The following is a 25,151-nucleotide window of genomic DNA, read 5'->3' as shown; positions in this document are numbered from 1 at the left end:
GTTCACTCTCAACCCATGTGCGGGTGGCGGTGGTGCGTCGGCGGGACGAAGGTCTCCTTGATCGACCGGGCCGAGGTCCAGCGGAGCAGGTTCTGCGCGGCGCCCGCCTTGTCGTTGGTGCCGGAGGCCCGGCCGCCGCCGAAGGGCTGTTGGCCGACGACGGCTCCGGTGGGCTTGTCGTTGATGTAGAAGTTCCCCGCGGTGAAGCGCAGCTCCTCGACGGCCTGGGCGATGGCGTAACGATCCTGCGCGATCACCGAGCCGGTCAGCCCGTATGGGGCGCCGCCGTCGACCCGGCGGAGCACGTCGTCCCAGCGGGAGTCCTCGTAGACGTGGACGGCGAGGATCGGGCCGAAGTACTCGGTCCGGAAGATCTCGCCCCGGTGGTCGGAGGAGACCAGGACGGTCGGCCGGACGAACCAGCCGATCGCGTCGTCGTACTGCCCGCCGGCCGCCAGTTCGATCGTCGGATCGGCCTTCGCCCGCTCGATGGCGTCCCGGTTCTTCTCGAAGGCGCGCCGGTCGATCAGGGCGCCCATGAAGTTGGACAGGTCGGTCACGTCACCCACCGCGAGCGCGTCCACCTCGGCCAGGAAGTCGTCCTTGATCCTCTGCCAGAGGCTGCGCGGCAGGTAGGCCCGGGAGAGCGCCGAGCACTTCTGGCCCTGGTACTCGAAGGCCCCGCGGATCAGCGCGGTCCTCAGGACCTCCGGGTCGGCCGAGCGGTGGGCCAGCAGGAAGTCCTTGCCGCCGGTCTCGCCGACGATCCTGGGGTACGTGCGGTAGCCGCCGATGTTGGCGCCGATGGTCTGCCACAGGGACCGGAAGGTGGCGGTGGAGCCGGTGAAGTGCAGCCCGGCGAACGCCGGGTCGGCCAGCGCGACCGGGGAGACCTGGAGGCCGTCGCCGGTCACCAGGTTGATCACCCCGGGCGGCAGGCCGGCCGCCTCCAGCAGCCGCATCAGGTGGTACGCGGCCAGGGTCTGGGTCGGCGCGGGCTTCCAGACCACGGTGTTGCCCATCAGCGCGGGGGCGGTCGGCAGGTTGCCGGCGATCGCGGTGAAGTTGAACGGGGTGATCGCGTAGACGAAACCCTCCAGCGGGCGGTGGTCGGTGCGGTTCCACACGCCGGGCGAGGAGATCGGCTGGTCGGCCAGGATCTGCCGGGCGAAGTGGACGTTGAACCGCCAGAAGTCGATCAGCTCGCAGGCGGAGTCGATCTCGGCCTGCTGCGCGGTCTTGGACTGGCCGAGCATGGTGGCCGCGTTGAGCGTCTCCCGCCAGGGTCCGGCGAGCAGGTCGGCGGCGCGCAGGAAGACCGCCGCGCGGTCGTCGAAGGAGAGCGAGCGCCACTGCCGCCCGGCGGCCAGCGCCGCGTCCACCGCCGCCCGGGCGTCCTCCCGGGTGGCGTTGCCGAGCACGCCCAGCTTGGCGGCGTGGTGGTGCGGCTGGACGACCTCGATCCGCTCACCGCCGCCGAAGCGCTGCTCGCCCCCGATGGTCATCGGCAGCGGAACCTGCTCGGCCGCCAGCTCGTCCAGCCGCCGGACCAGCCGGTCCCGCTCCGGACTGCCGGGCTCGTACGTGTGCACCGGCTCGTTGACCGGGACCGGCACCTCGGTGACTGCGTCGATGGGCATGGCGGCTCCGTCCTGGCGGCTGGTCGGGTGTGACACCAGCCTGACCAGCCGGGGCGCGATCCGCCCGTTCAGACACGCGGATGGCGGACGTGGCGCCCGCCACGTCCGCCCGGGCGGGCCCGAGGTCAGCCCGCGATCCGGCCGGCCAGCTCGACCGCCTCGGCCAGGCTGTCCACCACCGGGACGCCGACCGGCTCCAGCTTCTCCCGGGTGTGCGAACCACCGGTGTAGAGCACCGCGTGGGCGCCCGCGCCGAGCGCCGCCAGGGCGTCGTCCGCGGCGTCGCCGATCAGCACCGTACGGGCCGGGTCCACCCGCTCGCCGAGCGCGGCCAGGTGCCGGGTCAGGTGCTCCGCCTTCTGCCCGCCGGACGGGCCGCTGCGGCCGTCCACCCGCAGGAAACCGCCGGTCAGGCCGAAGGTGTCGACCAGCGGCACCAGCTCCGCGTGGTCGTACATCGACAGCAGGGACTGGCTGTTCCCGGCCTCCCGCCAGCCGTCCAGCAGCTCGCGCACGCCCTCGGTCAGCCCGCAGGACGGGCTGAGCTCCCGGTAGCGGTCGTGGAACGCGTCGTCGAGCCTCAGCCACTCCTCCGTGGAGGGCATCCGGCCGAGCAGCCGCTGGTAGAACCGCGGGATCGGGATCTCGTACTGCTCGCGGTACTCCTGGAGGGTCATCGGCCCGACGCCGATGGTCGCGAAGGCGGCGTTGCTCGCCCCGAGCACGGCCTCCATGTCGTGGAAGAGCGTGCCGTTCCAGTCCCAGACGATGTGAGTGCGCACGGGGTGAAACGGTAGCCCGGACGGACGACACGCCGGTAGGACGGAACTCACGCGAGCAGGGACGGGATCTCCTGGGTCGCGTACCAGAGCAGGTCGTGGTCCTCGGCGCCGTCCACGGTGAACTGGGCGTCCTGGTCGCCCGCGTCGGCCGCGGCCACCGCCGCAACCGCCGCCGCGACGTCGGTGACCACCTCGTCGTCGGCCACGTCGGCGTGCACCGCGGCCGCCTTGGCCAGCCGCACCGGGCCCGCCAGCACCACCCGGCCGAGCGAGGCCTGGTCCTGGTACTCGTCGCCCGGGAAGGGCCGCACCGACGCGTCGGCCACGTCCAGCGCCACCACCACCCGGCGGCGCGGGGCCTGCGGGTCGCCCGCCAGCAGCCGCAGGGAGGACTGCGCGGCCCGGTTCAGCGCCGCGTACTCCAGCTCCTCCAGGTCGTCGCTGACGTACCACTCGCGCAGCGCGGGCGTCACGGCGTACGCGGCGGACTGCTCCAGGGAGCCGCCCTCGTGCGCCGCCGCCAGGCCGGTCAGGGTGGTGGGCACGTACACGCGCATCGGTGGCACTCTCCGGTTCGTCCAGCGGGGTTCGTCCAGCGGCACAGATTCTCCAGCGCCCCAAGAATAAGCGCCGCCGGGCCGCCCGTGATCACCTCCGCTCCGGGGCGGGCGCTCACCGCTGGGCCCGCAGGGCCTCCCGGCTGGTGCGCAGGGCGCTCTCCAGGACGGCGCCGCGGCGGGCCGGGTCCATCATGTTCGGGCCCATCACCGCGAGGTCCTCCAGGGTCGGCGCGAGCAGCCGCACCCGGACGCCCTCGGCCCGCAGCAGCGCGGCCTCGCGCAGCAGCTGCCGGGTGACGGCGTGGCGGTAGCGGCTCACCAGCTGGGCGAGCACGCCGCGCGGGCGGTCCCGGGCGCGCCACTCGCGCAGGGCGGCCAGGGCGTCGCGGCCGCTGCCGAGCCGCCCCTGCTCCCCGGCCCGCCCCTGCCGGGGGTCCAGCCGCAGGGCCATCGGGGCGATCACGTACACCTCCTCCAGCCCCCGGCCGAGCATCAGGTCGGCGTTGGTGGCGGACCAGCAGCCGCCGTCCACGTACGCCGAGCCGTCCAGCCGCACCGGCGCGAACCAGCCGGGGATCGCGCAGGAGGCCATCACGGCCTCGGGCACCGGGACGGCCGGGGCGTCCGGGTCACCGAAGACCACCCGACGGCCGCTGCGGTAGTCCACGGCCACCACCCGCAGCGGCGGCCCCCCGTCGCGGGGCCCCGGCAGCCCGCCGTCGCAGGGCGGTTCGCCCTCGCCGGGCGGCTCGCCTTCGCCGGGCGGTTCGCCGGTGCCGAGCAGGCCGCGCACCAGCTCACCGACCGGCGCCAGCGAGCCGCGGCCGTGCGGCGCGATCGCCGAGACCATGGTCAGCAGCGGGTACTCGCGCGGGTGCCGGACGGCGTCGCGCAGCAGACTGGGCGAGCCGATGCCGGCCCGGGGGCGCGGCGGCAGCGCGCCCCCGACGGCGGTGTCGTAGTCGAAGCCCACCCCGGCCAGCGGCCCCTCGGTGACCGGCAGGCCGCGCTGGTGGTCGCGCAGCTGCTCGGGGCGGACGCCGCCGGCCAGCATCGCGGCGAGGATCGCGCCCGCCGAGGTGCCGAGCAGGACGTCGGCCCCGCCCGGCTGCCGCCCGGTGGACTCCTCGACGGCGCACAGCGCGCCGACCGTCCAGGCCGCGCCGAGCATCCCGCCGCCGCCCAGCACCAGGCCGCGCCGCGGCGGGCCCCCGGCGGGCGGGGTGGTCCCCGCGGCCGCCGGGGCCGGCGCCGCCGCCACCCGTGTCGTCATACCGGCCACCCCTCGTCGTGGGAGCCCGGCCGTCGCTCCCGGTCAGGCTCCGATGGTGCGCTCGGGGCCGGTACGGCGCAACGCGGCGGCCGGGCACCGCCACCCGGTCCGCCCAGCCGGAGCGTCCCCTTTCGGGCCGTACGGCCCGTCCCCCAACGTCAACCGGGCGCCGCCGTACGGCCCGTCCGACCCGCCGCCGCATTGGTCGATTCACCCGGATAGGTGAAGCCGGCCGCCCGCCCCGACCGCCCCGGAAACCCGTTGCCGCCCCACACGGGGCGCCCCCAGCCTGGACCCGTCCGTACTCGCACCACCCGGCCGAGGAGCCGCCACCGTGACCGTGCACTTCAGCGCCCACCTCACCGCCCGCCCGCACCGCCGTCCACGCAACCCCGGCGGCTGCGACCCGGCCGGCCGTCGGCCCCGCCACCCGCGCGCCGCCTGCACCGGCGCCCCCGGGCCCGACTCCGGGGCACTGGCCGCCCGGTTCGCCCGCCAGCTGGTCGAGGTGCTCACCGGCGCACGGCCCTCCGGCCAGCTGATGCGGCACACCAGCCTGGACGGCTACGGGCAGCTCGCCTCGCTGGTCCGGGCCGGCGCACTGCGCCGCGGCGGCCCCGCCGACCGGCCCCGGCTCGGCCCGGTGCACGACCGCTCGCCCTCACCGGACGCGGTCGAGGCCTGCGTGCGGGTCGACCTCGGCCGACGGCACCACATGGTGGCCTTCCGGCTGGAGCAGCGCGGCCCGGCCGGACAGTGGCAGTGCACCGCCGTGGAGGCCCGATGAGCACCCTGCCGCACCCCCGGCGGCACCGAACGGCGCAGGGCGCCGTCCCGGTGCGGGAACGGCGCCCTGCGTGGCGTCCTGGCTGGTGGCCGGCGGCCGGCTCAGCTCTTGCGGCGGCGGCCCTTGGCCGACTTCGCGGCCTTGCGGCGCTCGGCGCGGGTCAGGCCGTCGCCCTCGTCCTCCGGCGCGAGGTCCTCGAAGTCGCCCTCGACCACACCGCCGCCGACCTCGTCCGAGGGGGCCGTGTAGTGCAGCCGCTGCGGCTTCGGGGCCTCCAGGCCCTTGGCCTTGATCTCCGGGCGGGCGGCGTCCTTCTCCAGCTTGTCGAGCACCACCTGGGCGTCCTCGACCGGGACCTCCTCGACCTGCTGCTCGACCTGGACCTCCAGGTTGAACAGGAAGCCGACGGACTCCTCCTTGATGCCCTCCATCATCGCGGTGAACATGTCGAAGCCCTCGCGCTGGTACTCGACCAGCGGATCGCGCTGCGCCATGGCCCGCAGGCCGATGCCCTCCTGGAGGTAGTCCATCTCGTAGAGGTGCTCGCGCCAGCGGCGGTCCAGCACCGACAGCACGACCCGGCGCTCCAGCTCGCGCATGATCTCCGCGCCCAGCTGGTCCTCGCGGGCGCCGTACTGGGCCTGGATGTCCTCCTGGATGGACTTGATCAGGAACTCGGGGGTCAGACCGGCCGAGCCGCCGGCCTCCTCCTCCAGCTCCTCCAGGTCGAGGGTGACCGGGTAGAGCTGCTTGAGCGCAGTCCAGAGCTTGTCCAGGTCCCAGTCGTCCTCGAAGCCCTCGCCGGTGGCCGCCCGGACGTACGCCTCGACGGTGTCGTCCATGAAGTGGCCGACCTGCTCCTGGAGGTCCTCGCCCTCCAGGACGCGGCGGCGCTCGCCGTAGATGACCTCGCGCTGGCGGTTGAGCACCTCGTCGTACTTGAGGACGTTCTTGCGGATCTCGAAGTTCTGCTGCTCGACCTGGGTCTGCGCGGAGGCGATGGCGCGGGTGACCATCTTGGACTCGATCGGCACGTCCTCGGGCACGTTGGCCATCGAGAGCACGCGCTCGACCATGCCGGCCTTGAACAGGCGCATCAGGTCGTCGCCCAGCGACAGGTAGAAGCGGGACTCGCCCGGGTCGCCCTGACGGCCGGAGCGGCCGCGCAGCTGGTTGTCGATCCGGCGGGACTCGTGCCGCTCGGTGCCGAGGACGTAGAGGCCACCGGCCTCCTTGACCTCGTCCTGCTCGGCCTTCACCGAGGCCTTGGCCTTCTCCAGCGCGTTCGGGAAGGCGGCCTCGTACTCGTCCGGGGTGTCCGTCGGGGTCAGCCCGCGCTGCGCCAGCTCGGCGGCGGCCAGGTGGTCGGCGTTGCCGCCCAGCATGATGTCGGTGCCGCGGCCGGCCATGTTGGTGGCGACGGTGACGGCGCCCTTGCGGCCGGCCTGGGCCACGATCTGCGCCTCGCGCTCGTGGTGCTTGGCGTTCAGCACCTCGTGCGGGATGCCGCGCTTGCGCAGCTCCTGCGACAGGTACTCGGACTTCTCGACCGACACGGTGCCGACCAGCACCGGCTGGCCCTTCTCGTGCTTCTCGGCGATGTCCTCGACCACGGCCGCGAACTTGGCCGGCTCCGACTTGTAGATCAGGTCGGGCTGGTCGATGCGCAGCGGCGTCTTGTTGGTCGGGATCGGCACCACGCCGAGCTTGTAGATCTGGTGGAACTCGGCGGCCTCGGTGGTGCCGGTACCGGTCATGCCCGCGAGCTTGTCGTACAGGCGGAAGAAGTTCTGGAGGGTGATGGTGGCCAGGGTCTGGTTCTCGTTCTGGACCTCCACCCCCTCCTTGGCCTCGATCGCCTGGTGCATGCCCTCGTTGTAGCGGCGGCCGGCCAGGATGCGGCCGGTGTGCTCGTCGACGATCATGACCTCGCCGTTCATCACGACGTAGTCCTTGTCCCGCTTGTACAGCTCCTTCGCCTTGATGGCGTTGTTCAGGAAGCCGACCAGCGGGGTGTTCACCGACTCGTAGAGGTTGTCGATGCCCAGGTAGTCCTCGACCCGGGTGACGCCCTCCTCCAGGACGCCGACGGTGCGCTTCTTCTCGTCGACCTCGTAGTCCCGGTCGATCTTCAGACGCAGCACCAGCTTGGCGAAGTCGGCGTACCACTTGGTCGCCTGGTCGGCCGGGCCGGAGATGATCAGCGGGGTACGGGCCTCGTCGATCAGGATCGAGTCGACCTCGTCGACGACCGCGAAGTTGTGGCCGCGCTGGACGAGTTCGTCCTTCGACCAGGCCATGTTGTCGCGCAGGTAGTCGAAGCCGAACTCGTTGTTCGTGCCGTACGTGATGTCCATCGCGTACTGGCGCTTGCGCTCGGCGGGCGTCATGTTGCCCAGGATCACGCCGACTTCGAGGCCGAGGAAGCGGTGCACCCGGCCCATCCACTCCGAGTCGCGCTCGGCGAGGTAGTCGTTGACGGTGATCAGGTGGACGCCCTTGCCGGTCAGCGCGTTCAGGTACGCGGGCAGGGTGCCGACGAGGGTCTTGCCCTCACCGGTGCGCATCTCGGCGACGTAGCCGTGGTGCAGGGCGGCGCCGCCCATCAGCTGGACGTCGTAGTGCCGCTGGCCGAGCACGCGCTTGGCGGCCTCGCGGACGGTGGCGAACGCCTCGGGGAGGATGTCGTCCAGGGTCTCGCCGTCCGCGAGCCGCTGCTTGTACTCGTCGGTCAGTGCGCGCAGCTCGGCGTCGGTGAGGTTGACGAAGTCCTCTTCGATGGAGTTGACCTGGGCAGCAATCCGCTGCAGCTTGCGAAGGATCTTGCCCTCGCCGGCGCGCAGGATCTTGTCGAAGACGGACACGTGAGCGGGCTCCTTGCCTGTATTGGCACTGGACGACTGCACGGCGGGTCCACCCCACCGCACGGGCCATCGTATGCGAGGAGTCCAATCCCCCGGGAGGTGCGTCAGCACGGTATTCCCGTGTCACCCGCGCGAGCACATGGCCCGATAGCACCGTCCACCGGGACAAAACGGTCGCCGGGCCCGAGAGTTGGCCACCTGGCGGACCGGCGGACCGGCGGGATATTCGGATGCCCGCTTTCCTCGCCCGGCGAAATAATCCGTTCATGGAAGAAACCAGCACCGGCCCGGTCACCCTCACCACCGAGCGGCTCGTTCTGCGCGCCCCGCAGGAGTCCGACATCGACGCGGTCTTCGCCGCGTGCCAGGACCCGGAGATCCAGCGATGGACCGTCGTCCCGTCGCCGTACCGGCGCGAGGACGCGGAGTTCTTCGTGCGCGATCTCGCCGCCGGGGGCTGGCGCAGCGGAGCGAACCGGATCTGGTGCGTGTTCGAGCGCGAGTCCGGCACCCTGGTCGGCTCCCAGGGGCTCGTCCTGCGCGCCCACGACCCGGGCTCCGCCGAGATCGGCTGGTGGGCCGTGAAGGAGTTCCGCGGCCGCGGCTACACCACCGAGGCCGCCCGCGCCGTCTCCCGCTACGGCCTGCGCGAGCTCGGCCTGCGCCGCCTGGAGTGGCAGGCCTACGTCGGCAACGAGGGCTCCCGCGCGGTCGCCGAGAAGGCCGGCTACCGCGTCGAGGGCACCCTGCGCTCGTACGCCGAGCAGCGCGGCGTCTTCCACGACGCCTGGATCGCCTCCCTGCTGTCCTCCGACCTGGACTGAGTCCGCGCTGTCGGTGCCCCCGGCTACGCTCGCCGGCATGACCGCCGCTGCCGCCCGTCCCGCCCCCGTCGCCGTCCTCAGCGCGGACGACGCCCGCCGGATCGCCCTGCGCGCCCAGGGCCTGCTGGGCGCGCCGGACCGCCGTGCCGGGGTGCGCGGGGTGCTGCGGCACCTGGGCGCCGTACAGCTGGACACCATCTCGGTGCTCGCCCGCTCGCACGAACTGGTGCCGTACGCCCGCCTCGGCGCGGTCGGCCGCCCGGCCGTCGAGGCGGCGTACTGGGGCGGCGGCGCGAGCTTCGAGTACTGGTCGCACGCGGCCTGCATACTGCCGGTCGAGGAGTGGCCGCTGTTCGCCTTCCGGCGCCGCCGCTACCGCGACCGCGGCCACCTCTGGGGCCACCAGGTCACGCCGGAGACCTACCGCGCCGTGCTCGACAAGCTGCGCGCCGAGGGGCCGTTGACCTCCACCGAGCTGGGCGGCGCCAAGAGGACCGCCGAGTGGTGGGACTGGTCCGACACCAAGATCGCCGTCGAGCGGGCGCTGGCCTTCGGCGACGTGGTCTGCACCGAGCGCCGGAGCTGGAAGCGCGTCTACGCACTGGCCGAACAGGCCATCCCGGACGCCCTGTTCGGGCAGGACCGGTCGGACGAGGAGTGCGTGCGCACCCTGGTCGCCCAGGCCGGCGCCGCGCTCGGCGTGGCCACCCGGGCCGACCTCCTGGACTACCACCGGCTGCGCGCCGAGCAGTTGGACCCGGTGCTCGCCGACTGCGGGCTCGTCCCGGTCGAGGTGGCCGGCTGGGGCCCGGACGGCGCCCCGGCCCCGGCCTGGGCCGACCCGGCCGCCCTCGCCGCCGCCCCCCGCGGGCGCCACCGCACCACGCTGCTCTCGCCGTTCGACTCACTGATCTGGGACCGCGCCCGCACCGAGCGGATCTTCGGCATGACGCACCGGCTGGAGGCCTACACGCCCAAGCACAAGCGGGTGCACGGCTACTTCGCGATGCCGCTGCTGGCCGGCGGCCGGCTGGTCGGCCGGGTCGACCCGGCCCGCGAGGGCCGCACCCTGGTCGCCCGGCAGGTCTCGCTGGACGGCGACCGAGGGCACGGCGCCCGGCACGTCGAGGCGCTGGCGACGGCCCTGCGCGAGGCGGCCGGCTGGGTCGGCTGCGACGAGGTGCGGGTCGGGGCGCTGCACGACGAGCGGCTGCGCCCGGCCCTGGAGAAGCTGCTGGCGGACCGCTAAGTCCCGCCCGGCTCACCCTATTTCGAGGATCTTCTCCCGCATCGCGTACACCACGGCCTCCATCCGGGAGTGCAGCTGGAGCTTCTCCAGGATGTTACGCACGTGGTTCTTCACGGTGTTCTCGCTGATGAACAGTTCCTTGGCGATCTCCCGGTTGTTCCTCCCGGTCGCCACCAGCTTGAGCACCTCCAGCTCCCGGTCGGTGAGCCGGGGCGCGGGCACCAGGTCCCGGTCGTCGGAGCGGCGCTGGATCATCGACTTGAACTCGGTGAGCAGCTTGGACGCCATCGAGGGGCTGATCTGGGACTGCCCGTCGGCGACCGCGCGGATCGCGGTGGCGACCTCGTCGGTGGAGATCTCCTTGAGCAGGTAGCCGGTGGCGCCCGCCTTGATCGCCTCGTAGAGGTCGGCCTCCTCGTCGCTTATCGTCAGCATGATGATCTTGGTGCTGGGTGCCACGTCCTTGATCGCCGTGCAGGCCTCGATCCCGCTGCGACGCGGCATCCGGACGTCCATGAGGATGATGTCGGGCAGCAGGTCGGCGGCCTTCAGCACGGCCTCGGCGCCGTCCCCCGCCTCCCCGACGACCCTGATGTCCGGCTCCTCCGCGAGGACGATCTCCAGCCCCCGGCGGAACAGCGCGTGGTCGTCCACCACCAACACACGGATCGGCTCACCCCGGCGCGGCTCGTACGCGGGCTCCTCCTCCGCCCCCAACGGCAGCCCTGGCCCGACCCCGGGCCCCAGCCCGAAGTGATCCCCCATCCGCTCCTCCCCCTTCGCGGGTCGTCGTGCGCCAATCATTCCACGCCCCGACGCCTCCGCGGTCACCCTCCGATGCCCATTCCCCCGCATCGGGTGACCCCCTCCGTCCGGGACGCGACGCCGTCCGAACCGCCCCGCCCCCGAACGCCGGTGACCCCGGCGGCCACGGCCGCCGGGGTCACCCCTCCATCACTTCCAGGACGGTCAGTCCTCGTCGTCGGACCCGCCGATCGCGCCGCCCGCCCCGCTGCCCGGCCCGGCCGCGAGGTCGGTCTGCAGGTGGATGACGCCGTAGTGGTAACCGTGCCGGCGGTAGACCACGCTCGGCAGGCCACTGTCCTTCTCCACGAAGAGGTAGAAGTCGTGGCCGACCAGTTCCATCTCGTAGAGCGCCTGGTCCAGCGCCATGGGGGCGGCCGGGTGCGTCTTCTCCCGGACCACCAGCGGGCCTTCGCCCTCCACCTCCAGGGATCCCATCATGGTCTTGCGGACGGCGCCGTTCGTCTCGCCCTCCAGCGCCCTCGTGTCCGGCAGCGCGGCCAGGGCCGCGGTCGCCTCGGCGACGCTGATCGGGGTGCGGCCGTTCGCGCCGCCCTTGTGCACCCGACGCCGGTCCGCGGACTTGCGCAGCTGCGCGTCGAGCTTCGCCGAGGCCAGGTCGAGCGCCGCGTACGGGTCGCCGGCGGCGGCTTCGGCCCGGATCACCGGCCCACGGGTACGGAGAGTGATCTCCACCCGCTCGGACCGGTCGGCCTGCCGCGGGTTGTGCTCCTTGGACACCTCGACGTCGAGGCTGATCACCTTGCCGTCGAACTTCTGGACCTTCTCCAGCTTCTCGGCCACGTGCTCGCGGAACCTCTTGGGCACCTCGGTCTTGCGGCCCTTGACGACGATGTCCACGCAGAACTCCGATCCCTCGTGCTGACGCCGATCCGGGTGCTACCGGACCGGACTGAGACCCAGCTGGACCAGCCCATCCACTGCCGGCCCCCCGTCCCCGCCGCCAGCGGCGGAAACGACTGGCCCTCACCTCACTTCCTCCCCACCAGGGACGGTTGAAACCCCCTGAAGCCTTATCGAACACCTCACACGGGTTTTTCGCCTCCCCAGGCGACAAGGAGGGTATGACCCGATACTGCGGTCAGGCGGTCAAGCTGGTGCACCCTGTCTACCCTCTCGCGAGTGAAGTATGGGTAAATACCTGGACAACACCCCCCATACGGCGCATCCTGTGCTGACTCTCCGTGCCTGCCGCCGCCAGGAGCAGCCGTGCCCCCGACCCCCTCCCCCACCCGCCCGACGCCCGCCCAAGGGCCGTTCGGCCACGCACTGGCCGGGCTGCTGGACGTCCTGCTGCCCGCCGACTGCGCGGGCTGCGGCAGCGAACGCACCCAGCTCTGCCCGGCCTGCCGGCACGTGCTGGCCACCGCACGGCCCGCCCCCACCCTGCTGCCCTGGACGCACGCCGCCGCGCCGTACACCGGTCCGGTCCGGCAGCTGCTGCTCGCCCACAAGGAACGCGGCGCGCTGCGGCTGGCCGGGCCGCTCGGCGAGGCCCTCGGCCGCGCGGTGCGCTCCGCCCTGGGCGCGCGGGCCGGGGCCGCGCCGCTGCTGCTGGTCCCGATGCCCTCGGCACGCTCGGCCGTCCGCGCCCGCGGGCACGATCCGACGCTGCGGCTGGCCGGGGCGGCCGCCCGCTCACTGCGCCTGGCAGGCCTGGACGTACGGGCCGCACCGCTGCTGCGGCACGCCCGGCCGGTCGTCGACCAGACCGGGCTGAACGCGGCCGAGCGGCGCCGCAACCTGCACGGCGCGCTCACCGTGCTGCCGCGCGCCCGGACCGGGCCGACGGGCCTGGCGGGCCGTCACCCGGTGCTGGTGGACGACCTGGTGACCACCGGGGCCAGCCTCGCGGAGGCCGCCCGGGCGCTGGCCGGCGCCGGCCTGCCGGCCCGGGCCGGTGCCACGGTCGCGGCCACGGTGCGCCCGGCCGGCTGACCGCCGCTGTCGGTACCTCAGGCGGACCGGAAGGTCCATCAGCCCCTCCGGGTGCGGCGTCAGCCCGTCCGGATGCGGCGTCAGCCCGCGTAGAAGAACGACCGGGGCTTGTCGATCAGCGGGGCCTCCCGCCACTGGTTGTTGACCAGCCGGTAGGCCTTGACCTCGCTCGGCTTGCCGTCCGTCTGCTTGACCTCCGCCATCGCGAGCACCGGCGGCGCCTGGGTCAGGCTGTCCGCCCGGGACTCCGAGGCCGCGACGGTCATCATGCTCTCGGCGCTCTGCAGCTGGGTGTCCGTGCTCTGCGAGCCGTCGGTGCTGATGAAGTAGAGCTGCTGGGTCCGGTCGGCCTCCTTGCCGAGCACCAGCAGTTGGTCGGCATCCGCCCAGGACACCGAGGCGACATCGGTGAGCGTGGGTGCGGCCCGGCGCAGCCCGGTGATCTTCACGGTCGGCGCCTGCGGGGTGCCGCCGTGCACCACCAGGCCGAACATCAGCGAGCGCGTGGCCACGCCCGGGGTCTTGACCACCAGAGCGACCCGGACGCCGTCCGAGGAGATCTTCAGCGCCTGCACGGTCTGCCCGGTCAGCCCCTCGACCGGAACGGTGTACGCCTTGTTGCCGCGCACCATCACCACCGACGAGGTCTGCTTGTTGCGGTCCACCACCCAGAGGTTGCCGCGGCCGTCCCAGCTGGGCGAGGCGAAGCCGTCCTCCTTGTCGCCGGACTTCGCCGGCGAGCTGAGCACCGGCTCGCCCAGGTTCACCGCGTTGTCCGTCAGCTGCACCGAGTAGACCTGGTGGCCGTCCTCGCTGATCGCGGCGGCCTGGGCACCGCCCCGGCTGACCGCGATGGTGCCGAGCGGCGGCTTGGTGTTCGACTGCGGCTTGCCGAGGACGCCGCGGACCGGGTCGCCGGGGCGCCCCTCGTCGGTCGCCACCAGGGCACCGTCTGCGCGCTGGTAGTACTGCGTCGCGGCCGTCGGGCCGGCCAGCGAGCCGGGGCCGGTGGCCGGCACGTCGCTGCGGCTGGCCGTGCAGGCGCCGCGCTGCCCCTTCAGCTCCAGCCGCTCGACCTGGCCCTTGCCCTGGTCGGCGAGGGTGTAGAAGAGCTGGGTCGCCATCCGCCGGCAGGCCATCGGCTCGCCGATGTCCGCCTTGCCGAGCTGCACGTGGGCGACCCGGCTGTCGTCGATGGTCACCTTGTCGACCGTGGTGTCGGTCGGGAACGCCGTACGGACCACCGGCGAGAGCCAGGTGGAGGGGCCGCTGACGAGCGCCCGGGCGGCCGAGGTGAGCGGGTCCGTCCGGCGCCGCAGGTAGATCGGGTCGGCGATCAGCACCTCCTGACCGGCGTTCCCGGAGACCACCAAGGACGGGTCGGGCGCGGTGTAGAAGAACCGCTCGACCTGCCGGAAGCTGTTCCGGAAGTTGGTCTCGTTCATGATCACGCCGGGCGGCAGCTTGTCGATCCGCCACTCGCCGTCCTTCTCCCGGACGAAGGTGAAGTCGGAGGAGACGTTGTTGTTCTGCCCGGTCACCAGCAGGTACGAGTGCTTTTCGTCGACGGTGGCGACCAGCTGCCCGCGCACCGCCGCGGAGACCACGGTGTCCGCGTCGGTGACGTCCGGGACGGGCGCGATGGTGGTGGCGGAGAGCACCTGGGTCCCGGCGTCCGGGTTCCAGGCGGCGGCGGCGCTCTCGGTGAGGTACTTGCGCGCGGTTTCGTACCCCTCGTCGGCGGTCACCGCGTCCAGGAACCCGGTCAGCAGCTCACGCGGCTTGGCGCCCCGGCCGGGCGCCACCGGGTAGACCCGGGCCTGCAGGTTCTTGTCCGCCGAGCCCTGGGACAGCTCCACCCTGGTGATGCCGCCGGAATCGGGCATGGCCGCACAGCCGCTCGCCACCAGGGCGCCGAGCAGCGCGCCGACCGCCGCGACGAGCCGCGGCTCAGTCCTGTTGCTCGTCCCTCGCACGCTGCGACCCCTCCGCGTCCGTCGTCCCGCCCGTCACGTCCGGCTCCGCCGTCCGCTGTGCCACCGACGGCCGTCCCGGCGTCGGGTCCACCATGACCTGGGCCCCGGTGGCCCCGTACCCGGCGGCCGTCCACACGTCCGAGGGGTCCGAGCGCGGCCCCTCCGGCATCCGGCGCCGGCCCAGCCCGGGGCCGATGTTCAACACCCCGCCGAGCCCGCTGCCGAGGCCGTTGCCCACGGCCTCCGGCGTCTCCGCGTGGTCCTCGACGGCGGCGCTCGCCGTCGCGCCGGCCGGGCTGATCGCCCGCCGGTACGGCGTGCCCTGCGCACCCAGGCCGCGGTTGTTGCGGGAGTCCTCCGGCTCCAGCCGGAACGGCGCCCGGGTGATCTCGCCGCCACGGGTGCGCGGCAGGGTGAGCCGGAAGTGCGAGCCGCCGCCGGGCTCGCCCCAGGCCTGGAGCCAGCCGCCGTGCAGGTGCGCGTCCTCGACCGCGATCGACAGGCCGAGGCCGGTGCCGCCGGTGGTCCGCACCCGGGACGGGTCGGCCCGCCAGAAGCGGTGGAACACCCGGGACGCCTCACCCGGCTTGAGGCCGATGCCGTAGTCGCGCACGCCGACCGCGACCGCGCCGTCCGCGGAGCCCAGCCGGACCACCACGTCGCGGCCCTCGCCGTGCTCCAGCGCGTTGACCACCAGGTTGCGCAGGATGCGCTCGATCCGGCGGGAGTCCACCTCGGCCAGCACCGGCTCGCCGTCGCCGCGGATCACCACGGCGCTGCCCTTGGCCTCGGCGAGCGGTTCGGCGGCCTCCACCACACGGGCGACGATCTCGCGCAGGTCGACCGGCTCGGCGTCCAGGATCGCGGCGCCGGCGTCGAAGCGGCTGATCTCCAGCAGGTCGGCGAGCAGCGACTCGAAGCGGTCCAGCTGGCCCTGGAGCAGCTCCGCCGAGCGGGCCGCCATCGGGTCCAGGTCCTCGCGGCTGTCGTAGATGAGGTCGGCGGCCATCCGGACCGTGGTCAGCGGGGTGCGCAGCTCGTGCGAGACGTCCGAGACGAACCGCCGCTGCACCCGGGACAGCTCCTCCAGCTGGCGGATCTGCGCCTGGAGGGCGTTGGCCATCCGGTTGAAGGACTCCCCGAGGCGGGCGATGTCGTCCGTCCCGGTGACCTTCATCCGCTCTTCCAGGTGCCCGTCGGCGAGCCGCTCGGAGATCCCGGCGGCCATCCGGACCGGGGTGACCACCTGGCGCACCACGACCCAGGCGATGCCGCCCATGAGGATCACCACGAAGACCCCGGCGGTCGCCAGGGTGCCGGTGACCAGGTTGAGGGTGTCGGTCTCCTGGCCGAAGGAGAACACGTAGAACATCTGGTACGGCGTCCCGGCCGGGCCGACGAACTGCATGCCGAGGGCCAGCCCGGGCTCGGACTTGACGCTGCTCTCCGGCGAGCGGTGGATCCGGGTCGGCTGGTCGAACATCTGGCCGGGCTCGGCGAGCAGCTTGGCCCGCAGGGTGTCCGGGATGCTGATCGGCTGGATGTCGCCCGAGTAGCGCGGCGCGAAGCCGGCGGTGTCGGGCACGACGGCGCCGGTGCCGGGGGCCATCGCGATCACCGAGTAGACGGTCTGCCCGCTCCCGGCCAGGTCGTTGACCTGCCGCAGCAGCCAGGTGCCGATCTCGTCGACGGTCGGGTCGGCGGTGCCCCGCAGCTTCTGGTCCCGGGCCTCGTCGATCTTCTTCTGCTCGACCTGGAAACCGATCCGGGCCTGCGCGCGGGCGGCGTCCATCTTGGTGTCGAGCAGGCCGGTGCGCACCTGCGCCACCACGACCACGCCCAGCACCAGGACGACCGCGATGGACGCCAGCAACGACACCGCGACCACGCGCAGCTGGATCGACCGGCGGTACAGCGCGGCCACCCGGTGCACGGGGCGGCGCAGCTGACGCTTCACCAGCGCGACCACGCCGGAAGGGCCGCGTCGGCGGCGGGTGCTCGAACTCAGCACGTCGCCGCGCACGGCCCCGGCCCCGTCGGTCGCGGAACCCGACGGGGTGTCGTCTGCCCGGTCCGTCACGTCAGCTGGGTCCGGCCTTGTAGCCGACGCCGCGGACGGTCACCACGATCTCGGGGCGCTCCGGGTCCTTCTCGATCTTGGAACGCAGGCGCTGCACGTGGACGTTGACCAGTCGGGTGTCCGCCGCGTGGCGGTAACCCCAGACCTGCTCCAGCAGCACCTCACGGGTGAACACCTGCCAGGGCTTGCGGGCCAGCGCGACCAGCAGGTCGAACTCCAGCGGGGTCAGCGGGATGCCCCGGCCGTCCCGCTTCACCGAGTGGCCGGCCACGTCGATCACCAGGTCACCGATGGTCAGCTGCTCGGGCGTGGGCTCCTCGGCGCGGCGCAGCCGGGCGCGCACCCGGGCCACCAGCTCCTTGGGCTTGAACGGCTTGGTGACGTAGTCGTCGGCGCCCGACTCCAGGCCCACCACGACGTCGACCGTGTCGGTCTTCGCGGTGAGCATCACGATCGGGATGCCGGACTCCGCCCGGATCTGCCGGCACACGTCGATGCCGTCACGGCCGGGCAGCATCAGGTCGAGCAGGACCAGGTCGGGCTTGGTCTCCCGGAACGCGGCTAGCGCCCTGTCCCCATCCGCGACGAAAAACGGCTCAAAACCCTCACCACGCAGCACGATGCCGAGCATCTCGGCCAGTGCGGAGTCGTCATCAACGACGAGGACGCGTCCCTTCATGCGTCCATCCTCTCATTACCGGATTGTGACCTGCCGCACAGCAGTGCCAATGCTCCAGAACGGCCAACTCCCCCACCGGTGCATTCCGGCCATACCAGGCGAATACCCCCACCGAAAACGCCTCCGGACCCCCTCCGCGCCCCGCCGGGAACCACCGCCCGGCCCGCCGCGGAGGACCGTTGCCGATCAGCAACCGGATCGCCATGAGGCCGGTTTCCGGCCCCATGGCACGATGGGCGCTGCGCGCGGGCGGAAGATCCGTTCGCAGTCGCGCCCGTGACGCCCTCCGAGGAGCAGTGATGACCGACACTCCGGGCTGGGCCTCGCCCAGCTCGTCCGAGCCGCCCCGCGACGGCGCCCGGCCCCCGGCCGACGCGCCCTCCGCCGTGCCCGGGCCGTCGGCACCACCACAGGCCACCCCCGGCTGGACCGGCCCGGCCGGCGCCCCCCGGAACGGACAGCAGTGGGGCCAGCAGCCTCCCGGCGGCCACCGCCCGTACGGCTGGGGCGCCCCGGCGAGCCCCAAGCCGGGTGTCATCCCGCTGCGCCCGCTGAGCTTCGGCGAACTGCTGGACGCCGCCGTCACCACCGTCCGCCGGCACTGGCGCACCGTGCTCGCGCTCTCGCTCGGATTCGCCGTGATCGCCCAGGCCGGCACCGTCCTGGTCAACCTGCTGATCAAGGGCAAGACCGGCCAGGCCACCCAGACCCTGCGGATGCTGGCCGACCTGCCGCTGGAACTGCTGCTCAACGTGTTCGCCACCGCGCTGCTCACCATCGTGGTCAGCCGCGCCGTCCTCGGCCGGTCGGCGACCGCCGGGGAGGCCTGGCGCGACGCCCGCCCCCGGCTGCTGCAGCTGCTCGGGCTGACCCTGCTCACCGTCCTGCTGGGCCCCGGCGTGATGCTGCTCGGCTTCGCCCCGCTGATCGGCTACACCGCCACAGGCACGGGCTCCCCCGCGATCGCCGGCCTGCTCACCCTGGTCGGCCTGCTGACCGTGCCGGTCGCCGTCTGGCTGTGGATGCGCTTCAGCCTCGCCGCCCCCGCCCTGATGCTGGAGAAGCAGGGCGTGCTGACGGCGCTGTCGCGCTCGCGGCGCCTGGTCCGCGGCGCCTGGTGGCGGGTCTTCGGCATCAACCTGCTGGGCCACCTGCTGGCGCTCGTCGTCGCCGTGGTCATCGCCGTCCCGTTCCAGATCATCGGCCTGGTGCTGGGCTTCGAGAGCATCAACCGCCAGGGCCTGCCCGACACCGCCGACCAGGGCGTCGCCATGGTGCTCCTGCTGGCGGTCGCCGGGATCCTCGCCGGCACCTTCACCACCCCGTTCATCGCCGCCCTCGGCGTGCTGGTCTACATCGACCAGCGGATCCGCCGCGAGGCCCTGGACATCGAACTCGCCCGCGCGGCCGGCCTGCCCGAGCACGGCGGCGCCGACTGGGGCGCGCAGGGCGACCCGACCCCGGCGAGGCGCTGAGCCGGATGCCTAACTGGGGGGACAGGCTCCTCGCCGCGGGCGGCGCACCGGTCACCGTGCCGCGTGACCCGGCGCGCGACGCCGCCCGCGACGAGCTGCTCGACGCGGAGTACCACAAGCACGACCCGTCCGTGCTGCAACGGATCACGGACTGGTTCTACGACCACATCGCCGCCGCACTCGACAGCATCTCCGGCGACGGCACCGACGGCACCACCGGACTGATCCTCTTCCTGATCGTCGCGGTGCTGATCGGCGCCGCGGTCTGGTGGCGCCTCGGCGCACCCCGCCGCGCCGCCCGCACCGTCCAGGACGTGTACGGCACCGAGGGCCCGCGCAGCGCCGACCGGTACCGGGCGGACGCCGCCGGGCACGCCGCCGCCGGCCGCTGGACCGAGGCCGTCCGCGAGCAGATGCGTGCCCTGGTGCGCGGCCTGGAGGAGCGCACCCTGCTCGACACCCGCCCCGGCCGAACCGCCGACGAGGCCGCCGCCGAGGCCGGCCGGGCGCTGCCCGAGCACGCCGCCGCACTGGCCGCGGCCGCCCGGACCTTCGACGACATCGCGTTCGGCGAGCGCACCGCCGACCAGGACGCGTACCGGCTGCTGCACGAGCTCGACCGGACGCTGGAGCGCACCCGCCCGGTCCTCGCGCCCGACGCCGCCGGTGTCCCCGCCTCGGCCCCGACGCCCGGAGGAGCGGCATGACCGGTACCGTCCCCGCCCCCGCGGCACCGCCCGCCGCCGAAGCGCCCGCCGCCGCCCCGAGCAGCCTCGCCCCCACCACCCGCGGCCTGTGGCGCCGGGCCCGCTGGTACCTGGCCGTCCTCGCCGCCCTGCTGATCGGCGCCGCCGCCGTGTCCGCCCTCGGCCAGGACCGCCGCTACCCGTCGCTGGACCCGCGCTCGTACGACCACGACGGCGCCCACGCCGTCGTCGCCCTGCTCGAACGCCAGGGCCTCAAGGCCGAGTTCACCACCGACCCGACTGCCACCCCGGCCGGCCCGGACACCCTCGTCCTGCCCGAACCGGACCTGCTCAGCCCCGCCCAGCTGCGCGCCGTCGCCGCAGCCCGGCACCGACGGCTGGTGCTGGTCGCCCCCGGCCCGGCCGCGCTCACCACACTCGCCCCCGGCATCCGGCTGTCCGACGACGCGGACGGGCTGCCGTACGCCTCCGTCCGCTCCGCCCCCGCGGAGTGCTCGCTCCCCGAGGCCGTCCGGGCCGGCAGTGCCCAGCAGGGCGGCATGCTCTACACCAGCGGCAGCCGCGGCGAAGGCTGCTACCCGCGCGCCCACGGCTACCCGCTGGTCAGCCTCCCGGCCGGGGACGGCGACCGCGACGTCATCGTGCTCGGCAGCGGCACCTTCCTGCACAACAGCGAACTCGCCGAGGACGGCGACGCCTCCCTCGCACTCGGACTGCTCGGCTCGCAGCCCCGCCTCACCTGGCACCTGCCCGACTACTCCGCCCCGCTCCCCGAGGGCGCCCGCACCAAGACCTTCGGCGACTACCTGCCGAGCGGCTGGCACTGGGCCGGCTACCAGCTCGCCGTCGCCGCCGTGCTCGCCGCCCTCTGGCGCGGGCGCCGACTCGGCCCGGTGGTCAGCGAGAACCTTCCCGTGGTGGTCCGCGCCGCCGAGACCACCGAGGGCCGCGCCCGCCTGTACCGGCGGGCCAGGGCCCGCGGCCGCGCCGCCGAGGCGCTGCGCGGCGCCACCGCCCACCGCCTCGCCCCCGCCCTGGGCGTCCCGCTCCAGGCCGGCGCACCCGACCCCGACGCGCTCTGCGTCGCCGTGGCCGGCCGGCTGCCCGAACGGCCCGCCGGGGACGTCCGGGCCCTGCTGTACGGCCCGCCCCCGACCGACGACGCCGCGCTGCTGCGGCTCGCCGACGACCTCGACGCCCTCGAAAGGCAGGTACGGAACCCGTGACCGACCAGGCAACCGCCCAGCTCCGCTCCGTCCCCGGCACGGCACCCGCTACCCCCGCCACCGACCCGCGCACCGCGCTGACCGCCCTGCGCGCCGAGATCGGCAAGGCCGTGGTCGGCCAGGACGCCGCCGTCACCGGCCTGGTCGTCGCCCTGCTCTGCGGCGGCCACGTGCTGCTGGAGGGCGTCCCCGGCGTCGCCAAGACCCTGCTGGTGCGCACCCTGTCCACCGCGCTCAGCCTGGAGACCAAGCGCATCCAGTTCACCCCCGACCTGATGCCCGGCGACGTCACCGGCTCGCTCGTCTACGACGCCCGCACCGCCGAGTTCTCGTTCCAGCCCGGCCCGGTCTTCACCAACCTGCTGCTCGCCGACGAGATCAACCGCACCCCGCCGAAGACCCAGGCCGCCCTGCTGGAGGCCATGGAGGAACACCAGGTCACGGTGGACGGCGTACCGCGCGCGCTGCCCGTCCCGTTCCTGGTCGCCGCGACCCAGAACCCGGTCGAGTACGAGGGCACCTACCCGCTGCCCGAGGCCCAGCTGGACCGCTTCCTGCTCAAGCTGGTCCTGCCGCTGCCCGACCGCGACCAGGAGTTCCAGGTGCTCTCCCGGCACGCCGCCGGCTTCGACCCGCGCGACCTCGGCGCGGCCGGCGTCCGCCCGGTCGCCGGTCCCGAGCACCTGGCCGCCGCCCGCGAGCAGATCGCCAAGCTGACCGTCTCCCCCGAGGTCCTCGCCTACATCGTCGACCTCTGCCGGGCCACCCGGCAGTCCCCGTCGCTGTCCATCGGCGTCTCCCCGCGCGGCGCCACCGCCCTGCTCGCCGCCTCCCGCGCCTGGGCCTGGCTGGCCGGCCGCGACTACGTCACCCCGGACGACGTCAAGGCGCTCGCCCTGCCCACCCTGCGGCACCGGGTCGCGCTGCGCGCCGAGGCCGAGATGGAGGGCGTCACTGCCGACTCCGTCATCCAGGCCGTCCTCGCCCAGACGCCCGCACCCCGCTGACCCCACCCCCACCGCACCGCACCCGTTCCGGCCCTCCGGCCCACGGGCTTCCGTCGCACGGGCTTCCGAAGGAGCGCACCGCATGGCCCTCACCGGGCGAACCGCCCTGCTCGCCGCACTCGGCGCGCTCGTCGTGGGCCTGCTGCTGCCGTCCTGGACCGGGATCGGCCTGGTCACCGGTGCGGTGCTGATCGCCGTCGCGGTCGACCTGGTGCTCGCCGCCCCGGTCCGCAGCCTGCGGTTCGGGCGGGGCGGCGACACCACCGTCCGGCTCGGCGAGCCCGCCACGGTCGAACTGACCGTCACCAACCCGTCCGGCCGGCTGCTCCGGGGCCTGGTCCGCGACGCCTGGGCCCCGTCCGCCTGGCGCCCCGGCACCGCCGAGGCCGCCTCCCGGCACACCCTGGCCCTCCCCGGCGGCGAACGGCGCCGGATCACCACCGTGCTCACCCCCACCCGTCGCGGCGACCACCACGCCCACCGGGTGACGGTCCGCTCGCTCGGCCCGCTCGGCCTGGCCGGCCGCCAGGGCTCACACCTCGTCCCCTGGACGGTCCGCGCGCTGCCCCCGTTCGCCAGCCGCAAGCACCTGCCCTCCCGGCTCGCCCGGCTGCGCGAACTCGACGGCCGCACCTCGGTACTGACCCGCGGCCAGGGCACCGAGTTCGACTCCCTGCGCGAGTACCTGCCCGGCGACGACATCCGCTCCATCGACTGGCGCGCCAGCGCCCGCCGGACAGCGAACACGGCCACCGGCGCGGGGGGCCTCGCCGTCCGCACCTGGCGCCCCGAACGCGACCGGCACATCCTCGTCGTCCTCGACACCGGCCGCACCTCGGCCGGCCGGGTCGGCGACGCGCCCCGACTGGACGCCGCCCTCGACGCCGCCCTGCTGCTCACCGCCCTCGCCACCCGGGCCGGCGACCGGATCGACCTGCTCGCCCACGACTCCCGCAAGCGCGTCACGGTGGCCGGCAGCTCGGCCCACGAGGTGCTGCCCGCCTTCACCAACGCGATGGCCAGCCTGGAACCCGCGCTGCACGAGACCGACATGCGCAAGCTGGTCGCCACGGCACTCAAGATGGCGCCGCAGCGCTCGCTGATCGTGCTGCTCACCGGCCTCGACGCGGCCCCGGCCGAGGACGGCCTGCGCCCGCTGCTGCCGATGCTCACCAAGCGCCACGAGGTCGTCCTCGCCTCGGTCGCCGACCCGCAGCTGGACGTCCTCTCCGCCGGGCGGGGCACCCTGGAGGCGGTCTACGGCGCGGCTGCCGCCGAGCAGACCCGTGCCGACCGCCGCGCCACCGCCGAGCGCCTCACCCGCCACGGCGTCACCGTCCTGGACGCCCCTCCCGCCCGGATCGCCCCGGCCCTGGCCGACACCTACCTGGCACTGAAGGCCGCCGGCCGGCTCTGAGGACCCCCGGCGCCCCCGGCACCACCCTCGTCAGCTCGTCCGACCGCCCCTCAGTCCCTCGTTGAGCCGGGCCGCCCGGCGGGTCAGGTAGTCGCGCTCGGCGAGGTTGGGCGCCTTGTGCGCCGCCTCCACGTACAGCCGGGCCGCCGTCACCAGATCCCCTTCGCACTCGTGGAGGTACGCCGCCACCGCGCTGTACCTGGGCAGATCGCCGTCCAGCTCCGCGAGCGCCGCCAGCCCGGCGCGCGGACCGTCGGCCTCGCCGACCGCCACCGCGCGGTTGAGCCGCACCACCGGGCTCGCGGTCAGCCGGACGAGCTCGTCGTACCACTCGACGATCTGCACCCAGTCCGTCTCCTCGGCGGTGAGTGCGTCGGCGTGCAGCGCCGCGATGGCCGCCTGCGCCTGGAACTCGCCCAGCCGGTCCCGGGCCAGCGCCGTCCGGAGGATCCCGATGCCCTCGGCGATCAACCCGGTGTCCCACCGGCCGCGGTCCTGCTCGGCCAGCGGCACCAGCGCGCCGTCCGGCCCGGTCCGGCCGGCCCGCCGGGCGTGGTGCAGCAGCATCAGGGCCAGCAGTCCCGCCACCTCGGGGTGGTCGATCACCGCCGCGAGCTGCCGGGTGAGCCGGATGGCCTCGGCCGCGAGGTCGACATCGCCGGAGTAGCCCTCGTTGAAGACCAGGTAGAGGACCCGGAGCACGGTGGCGACGTCCCCCGGCTGGTCGAACCGGACGCCCGAGACGGTGCGCTTGGCCCGGCTGATCCGCTGCGCCATGGTCGCCTCGGGCACCAGATAGGCCTGCGCGATCTGGCGGGTGGTCAGCCCGCCCACCGCACGCAGGGTCAGCGCGACCGCCGACGAGGGCGTCAACGCCGGGTGGGCGCACAGGAAGTAGAGCCGGAGCGCGTCGTCCACGTCAGCTGAGGGCCCCGGCCCGGGCTCCTGGTCGACCAGGTCCTCCCGTCGCCGACGGGCGGCGTCCGACCGGGTCGCGTCCAGGAACTTGCGCCAGGCCACCGTGACCAGCCAGCCCTTGGGATCGCGCGGCTGCTCGACGGCCCAGAGCCGGACCGCCTCGACCAGCGCCTCCTGCACGGCGTCCTCGGCCGCCGCGAAGTCTGCTCCGCGGCGGACGAGGATGCCGATGACGCTCGGCGTGAGGCTCCGGATCAGGGCCTCGTTCATCGGCACGTCACTCCGTGATGGTGGGCGGCTCAACCAGGGCCGGACGCACCTCCAGCCACTCGTGGATCGGCCTCCCGCCCGCACCCGGAGCTGCCGAAAGCTGCCCGGCCACCTCGATGGCGCGCTCGTAGCTGTCGACGTCGATCAACATCCAGCCGGCGATCAGGTCCTTGGTCTCGGCGAACGGACCGTCGGTGACCGGCGGGCGACCCTCGCCGTCGTACCGGACCCACGCCCCCTCGGGCGCGAGCGCCTGGCCGGCGACGAACTCCCCGGTCTTCTCCAACTGGGCCGCGAAGTCGTGCATGAACTGGATGTGCGCGGAGATCTCCTCCTGCGTCCACTGGTCCATCGGCACGTTGTTCACCGGGGCCGGGGCGCCTCGGTAGTGCTTCAGCAGCAGGTACTTGGCCATCGTCTTCTCCTCGGAGCTGGTGCGACACCATTGTGGCCGCGCTCGCCCCGAGGACGGAGCCGACCACGGGTTCTCGACACGGTCAGCCGAGATCTTTTCGGATGCCCTCCGGCCCCCTCCGGAGCCGCGTGGGCCCTTGCCGGCCCGGAAATGCGAAGAACCCCCATCCGGGTCCCGGATGGGGGTTCTTCTGAAGAATTGTTCGGCGGCGTCCTACTCTCCCACAGGGTCCCCCCTGC

21 protein-coding genes are annotated in these 25,151 nt (G+C 73.8%); 9 read left to right on the top strand and 12 right to left on the bottom strand.

Annotation, left to right across the window (positions count from 1 at the left end):
• Nucleotides 1-8 precede the first annotated feature (8 nt).
• The 4 genes from pruA to ACIRRH_RS18315 form a co-directional block, all read right to left on the bottom strand.
• A complete protein-coding gene (gene pruA, locus ACIRRH_RS18330; protein WP_403068561.1) occupies nucleotides 9-1,634 on the bottom strand; it encodes an L-glutamate gamma-semialdehyde dehydrogenase in 1,626 nt (541 codons plus the stop codon).
• Nucleotides 1,635-1,765: 131 nt separating this feature from the next.
• The gene (locus tag ACIRRH_RS18325; protein ID WP_403068009.1) at nucleotides 1,766-2,422 is read right to left on the bottom strand and encodes an HAD family hydrolase; all 657 of its coding nucleotides are present in this window, start codon (nucleotides 2,420-2,422) and stop codon (nucleotides 1,766-1,768) included.
• A gap of 47 nt (nucleotides 2,423-2,469) precedes the next feature.
• On the bottom strand, nucleotides 2,470-2,979 hold the full coding sequence (locus ACIRRH_RS18320) for a DUF6912 family protein (RefSeq protein WP_403068006.1): 510 nt from the start codon (nucleotides 2,977-2,979) through the stop codon (nucleotides 2,470-2,472).
• A gap of 115 nt (nucleotides 2,980-3,094) precedes the next feature.
• Entirely contained in the window at nucleotides 3,095-4,255 is a 1,161-nt protein-coding gene (locus tag ACIRRH_RS18315) for a patatin-like phospholipase family protein (RefSeq protein WP_403068003.1), read from the bottom strand.
• A gap of 334 nt (nucleotides 4,256-4,589) precedes the next feature.
• Between ACIRRH_RS18315 and ACIRRH_RS18310 the strand changes: the two genes are divergently transcribed.
• Nucleotides 4,590-5,042, top strand: a complete 453-nt coding sequence (locus ACIRRH_RS18310) for an Rv3235 family protein (RefSeq protein ID WP_403068000.1) — start codon at nucleotides 4,590-4,592, stop codon at nucleotides 5,040-5,042.
• A 101-nt stretch (nucleotides 5,043-5,143) separates the two neighbouring features.
• Here ACIRRH_RS18310 and secA read toward each other — a convergent pair whose 3' ends face one another.
• Nucleotides 5,144-7,906, bottom strand: a complete 2,763-nt coding sequence (secA, locus tag ACIRRH_RS18305) for a preprotein translocase subunit SecA (protein ID WP_403067997.1) — start codon at nucleotides 7,904-7,906, stop codon at nucleotides 5,144-5,146.
• A gap of 266 nt (nucleotides 7,907-8,172) precedes the next feature.
• On the opposite strand from secA, the gene ACIRRH_RS18300 reads away from it, so the two are divergent.
• Nucleotides 8,173-8,730: a GNAT family N-acetyltransferase gene (locus ACIRRH_RS18300; protein ID WP_403067994.1), complete on the top strand. Its 558-nt coding sequence runs from the start codon at nucleotides 8,173-8,175 to the stop codon at nucleotides 8,728-8,730.
• Between the two features lie 37 nt (nucleotides 8,731-8,767).
• Nucleotides 8,768-9,979 (top strand): winged helix-turn-helix domain-containing protein, encoded by a 1,212-nt coding sequence (locus ACIRRH_RS18295; protein ID WP_403067992.1) that lies wholly within the window; start codon nucleotides 8,768-8,770, stop codon nucleotides 9,977-9,979.
• 12 nt (nucleotides 9,980-9,991) lie between these two features.
• On the opposite strand, the gene ACIRRH_RS18290 is transcribed toward ACIRRH_RS18295, so the two are convergent.
• Together ACIRRH_RS18290 and hpf are read right to left on the bottom strand one after the other, a co-directional pair.
• Nucleotides 9,992-10,744 carry a response regulator gene (locus tag ACIRRH_RS18290; RefSeq protein WP_403067989.1) on the bottom strand — a complete coding sequence of 251 codons (753 nt, stop codon included), beginning with the start codon at nucleotides 10,742-10,744 and terminating at the stop codon, nucleotides 9,992-9,994.
• A gap of 204 nt (nucleotides 10,745-10,948) precedes the next feature.
• Nucleotides 10,949-11,644, bottom strand: a complete 696-nt coding sequence (hpf, locus tag ACIRRH_RS18285; protein WP_403067986.1) for a ribosome hibernation-promoting factor, HPF/YfiA family — start codon at nucleotides 11,642-11,644, stop codon at nucleotides 10,949-10,951.
• 369 nt (nucleotides 11,645-12,013) lie between these two features.
• Between hpf and ACIRRH_RS18280 the strand changes: the two genes are divergently transcribed.
• Complete coding sequence (locus ACIRRH_RS18280; protein ID WP_403067983.1) at nucleotides 12,014-12,742, top strand: ComF family protein; 729 nt, start codon at nucleotides 12,014-12,016, stop codon at nucleotides 12,740-12,742.
• An 80-nt stretch (nucleotides 12,743-12,822) separates the two neighbouring features.
• Here the strand turns inward: ACIRRH_RS18280 and ACIRRH_RS18275 are convergent, their stop codons facing one another.
• Genes ACIRRH_RS18275 through mtrA form a run of 3 tightly spaced genes read right to left on the bottom strand, consistent with a single transcriptional unit; the run spans nucleotide 12,823 to nucleotide 17,477 of the window.
• Nucleotides 12,823-14,718 (bottom strand): LpqB family beta-propeller domain-containing protein, encoded by a 1,896-nt coding sequence (locus tag ACIRRH_RS18275; RefSeq protein ID WP_403067980.1) that lies wholly within the window; start codon nucleotides 14,716-14,718, stop codon nucleotides 12,823-12,825.
• Nucleotides 14,693-16,798 carry an MtrAB system histidine kinase MtrB gene (gene mtrB, locus ACIRRH_RS18270; RefSeq protein WP_403067978.1) on the bottom strand — a complete coding sequence of 702 codons (2,106 nt, stop codon included), beginning with the start codon at nucleotides 16,796-16,798 and terminating at the stop codon, nucleotides 14,693-14,695. Before mtrB ends, ACIRRH_RS18275 begins: the two co-directional genes overlap by 26 nt.
• Nucleotide 16,799: 1 nt before the next feature.
• The gene (gene mtrA / locus ACIRRH_RS18265) at nucleotides 16,800-17,477 is read right to left on the bottom strand and encodes an MtrAB system response regulator MtrA (RefSeq protein ID WP_030247322.1); all 678 of its coding nucleotides are present in this window, start codon (nucleotides 17,475-17,477) and stop codon (nucleotides 16,800-16,802) included.
• A gap of 299 nt (nucleotides 17,478-17,776) precedes the next feature.
• Between mtrA and ACIRRH_RS18260 the strand changes: the two genes are divergently transcribed.
• The 5 genes from ACIRRH_RS18260 (at nucleotide 17,777) to ACIRRH_RS18240 (ending at nucleotide 23,309) form a co-directional block, all read left to right on the top strand.
• Nucleotides 17,777-18,952, top strand: a complete 1,176-nt coding sequence (locus ACIRRH_RS18260) for a hypothetical protein (protein WP_403067975.1) — start codon at nucleotides 17,777-17,779, stop codon at nucleotides 18,950-18,952.
• 5 nt (nucleotides 18,953-18,957) lie between these two features.
• Entirely contained in the window at nucleotides 18,958-19,659 is a 702-nt protein-coding gene (locus ACIRRH_RS18255; protein ID WP_403067972.1) for a DUF4129 domain-containing protein, read from the top strand.
• A complete protein-coding gene (locus tag ACIRRH_RS18250; RefSeq protein ID WP_403067969.1) occupies nucleotides 19,656-20,885 on the top strand; it encodes a DUF4350 domain-containing protein in 1,230 nt (409 codons plus the stop codon). The genes ACIRRH_RS18255 and ACIRRH_RS18250 overlap by 4 nt, the downstream gene beginning before the upstream one ends.
• A complete protein-coding gene (locus ACIRRH_RS18245) occupies nucleotides 20,882-21,892 on the top strand; it encodes an AAA family ATPase (protein ID WP_403067966.1) in 1,011 nt (336 codons plus the stop codon). Before ACIRRH_RS18250 ends, ACIRRH_RS18245 begins: the two co-directional genes overlap by 4 nt.
• 82 nt (nucleotides 21,893-21,974) lie before the next feature.
• Nucleotides 21,975-23,309 carry a DUF58 domain-containing protein gene (locus tag ACIRRH_RS18240; protein WP_403067963.1) on the top strand — a complete coding sequence of 445 codons (1,335 nt, stop codon included), beginning with the start codon at nucleotides 21,975-21,977 and terminating at the stop codon, nucleotides 23,307-23,309.
• Nucleotides 23,310-23,339: 30 nt separating this feature from the next.
• Here ACIRRH_RS18240 and ACIRRH_RS18235 read toward each other — a convergent pair whose 3' ends face one another.
• Entirely contained in the window at nucleotides 23,340-24,497 is a 1,158-nt protein-coding gene (locus tag ACIRRH_RS18235; protein ID WP_403067960.1) for an RNA polymerase sigma factor, read from the bottom strand.
• A gap of 7 nt (nucleotides 24,498-24,504) precedes the next feature.
• Nucleotides 24,505-24,912, bottom strand: coding sequence for a YciI family protein (locus ACIRRH_RS18230; RefSeq protein ID WP_403067957.1), 408 nt, complete (start codon nucleotides 24,910-24,912; stop codon nucleotides 24,505-24,507).
• Nucleotides 24,913-25,151: the final 239 nt, after the last annotated feature.

The organism is Kitasatospora sp. NPDC101235 (assembly GCF_044767505.1).
Lineage (GTDB): Bacteria > Actinomycetota > Actinomycetes > Streptomycetales > Streptomycetaceae > Kitasatospora.
The sequence above is the reverse complement of the archived record's forward strand: the minus strand, read 5'-3'. Positions and strand labels throughout refer to the sequence as shown.

Excerpts from the sequence above, each read along its gene's own strand:
- ACIRRH_RS18250 (WP_403067969.1), top strand. The coding sequence starts at position 19,656 with ATGACCGGTACCGTCCCCGCCCCCGCGGCACCGCCCGCCGCCGAAGCG.
- ACIRRH_RS18235 (WP_403067960.1), bottom strand. The coding sequence starts at position 24,497 with ATGAACGAGGCCCTGATCCGGAGCCTCACGCCGAGCGTCATCGGCATC.
- ACIRRH_RS18315 (WP_403068003.1), bottom strand. The coding sequence starts at position 4,255 with ATGACGACACGGGTGGCGGCGGCGCCGGCCCCGGCGGCCGCGGGGACC.
- mtrA (WP_030247322.1), bottom strand. The coding sequence starts at position 17,477 with ATGAAGGGACGCGTCCTCGTCGTTGATGACGACTCCGCACTGGCCGAG.
- ACIRRH_RS18240 (WP_403067963.1), top strand. The coding sequence starts at position 21,975 with ATGGCCCTCACCGGGCGAACCGCCCTGCTCGCCGCACTCGGCGCGCTC.
- ACIRRH_RS18260 (WP_403067975.1), top strand. The coding sequence starts at position 17,777 with ATGACCGACACTCCGGGCTGGGCCTCGCCCAGCTCGTCCGAGCCGCCC.
- ACIRRH_RS18300 (WP_403067994.1), top strand. The coding sequence starts at position 8,173 with ATGGAAGAAACCAGCACCGGCCCGGTCACCCTCACCACCGAGCGGCTC.
- ACIRRH_RS18320 (WP_403068006.1), bottom strand. The coding sequence starts at position 2,979 with ATGCGCGTGTACGTGCCCACCACCCTGACCGGCCTGGCGGCGGCGCAC.
- ACIRRH_RS18295 (WP_403067992.1), top strand. The coding sequence starts at position 8,768 with ATGACCGCCGCTGCCGCCCGTCCCGCCCCCGTCGCCGTCCTCAGCGCG.
- ACIRRH_RS18290 (WP_403067989.1), bottom strand. The coding sequence starts at position 10,744 with ATGGGGGATCACTTCGGGCTGGGGCCCGGGGTCGGGCCAGGGCTGCCG.
- ACIRRH_RS18230 (WP_403067957.1), bottom strand. The coding sequence starts at position 24,912 with ATGGCCAAGTACCTGCTGCTGAAGCACTACCGAGGCGCCCCGGCCCCG.
- ACIRRH_RS18255 (WP_403067972.1), top strand. The coding sequence starts at position 18,958 with ATGCCTAACTGGGGGGACAGGCTCCTCGCCGCGGGCGGCGCACCGGTC.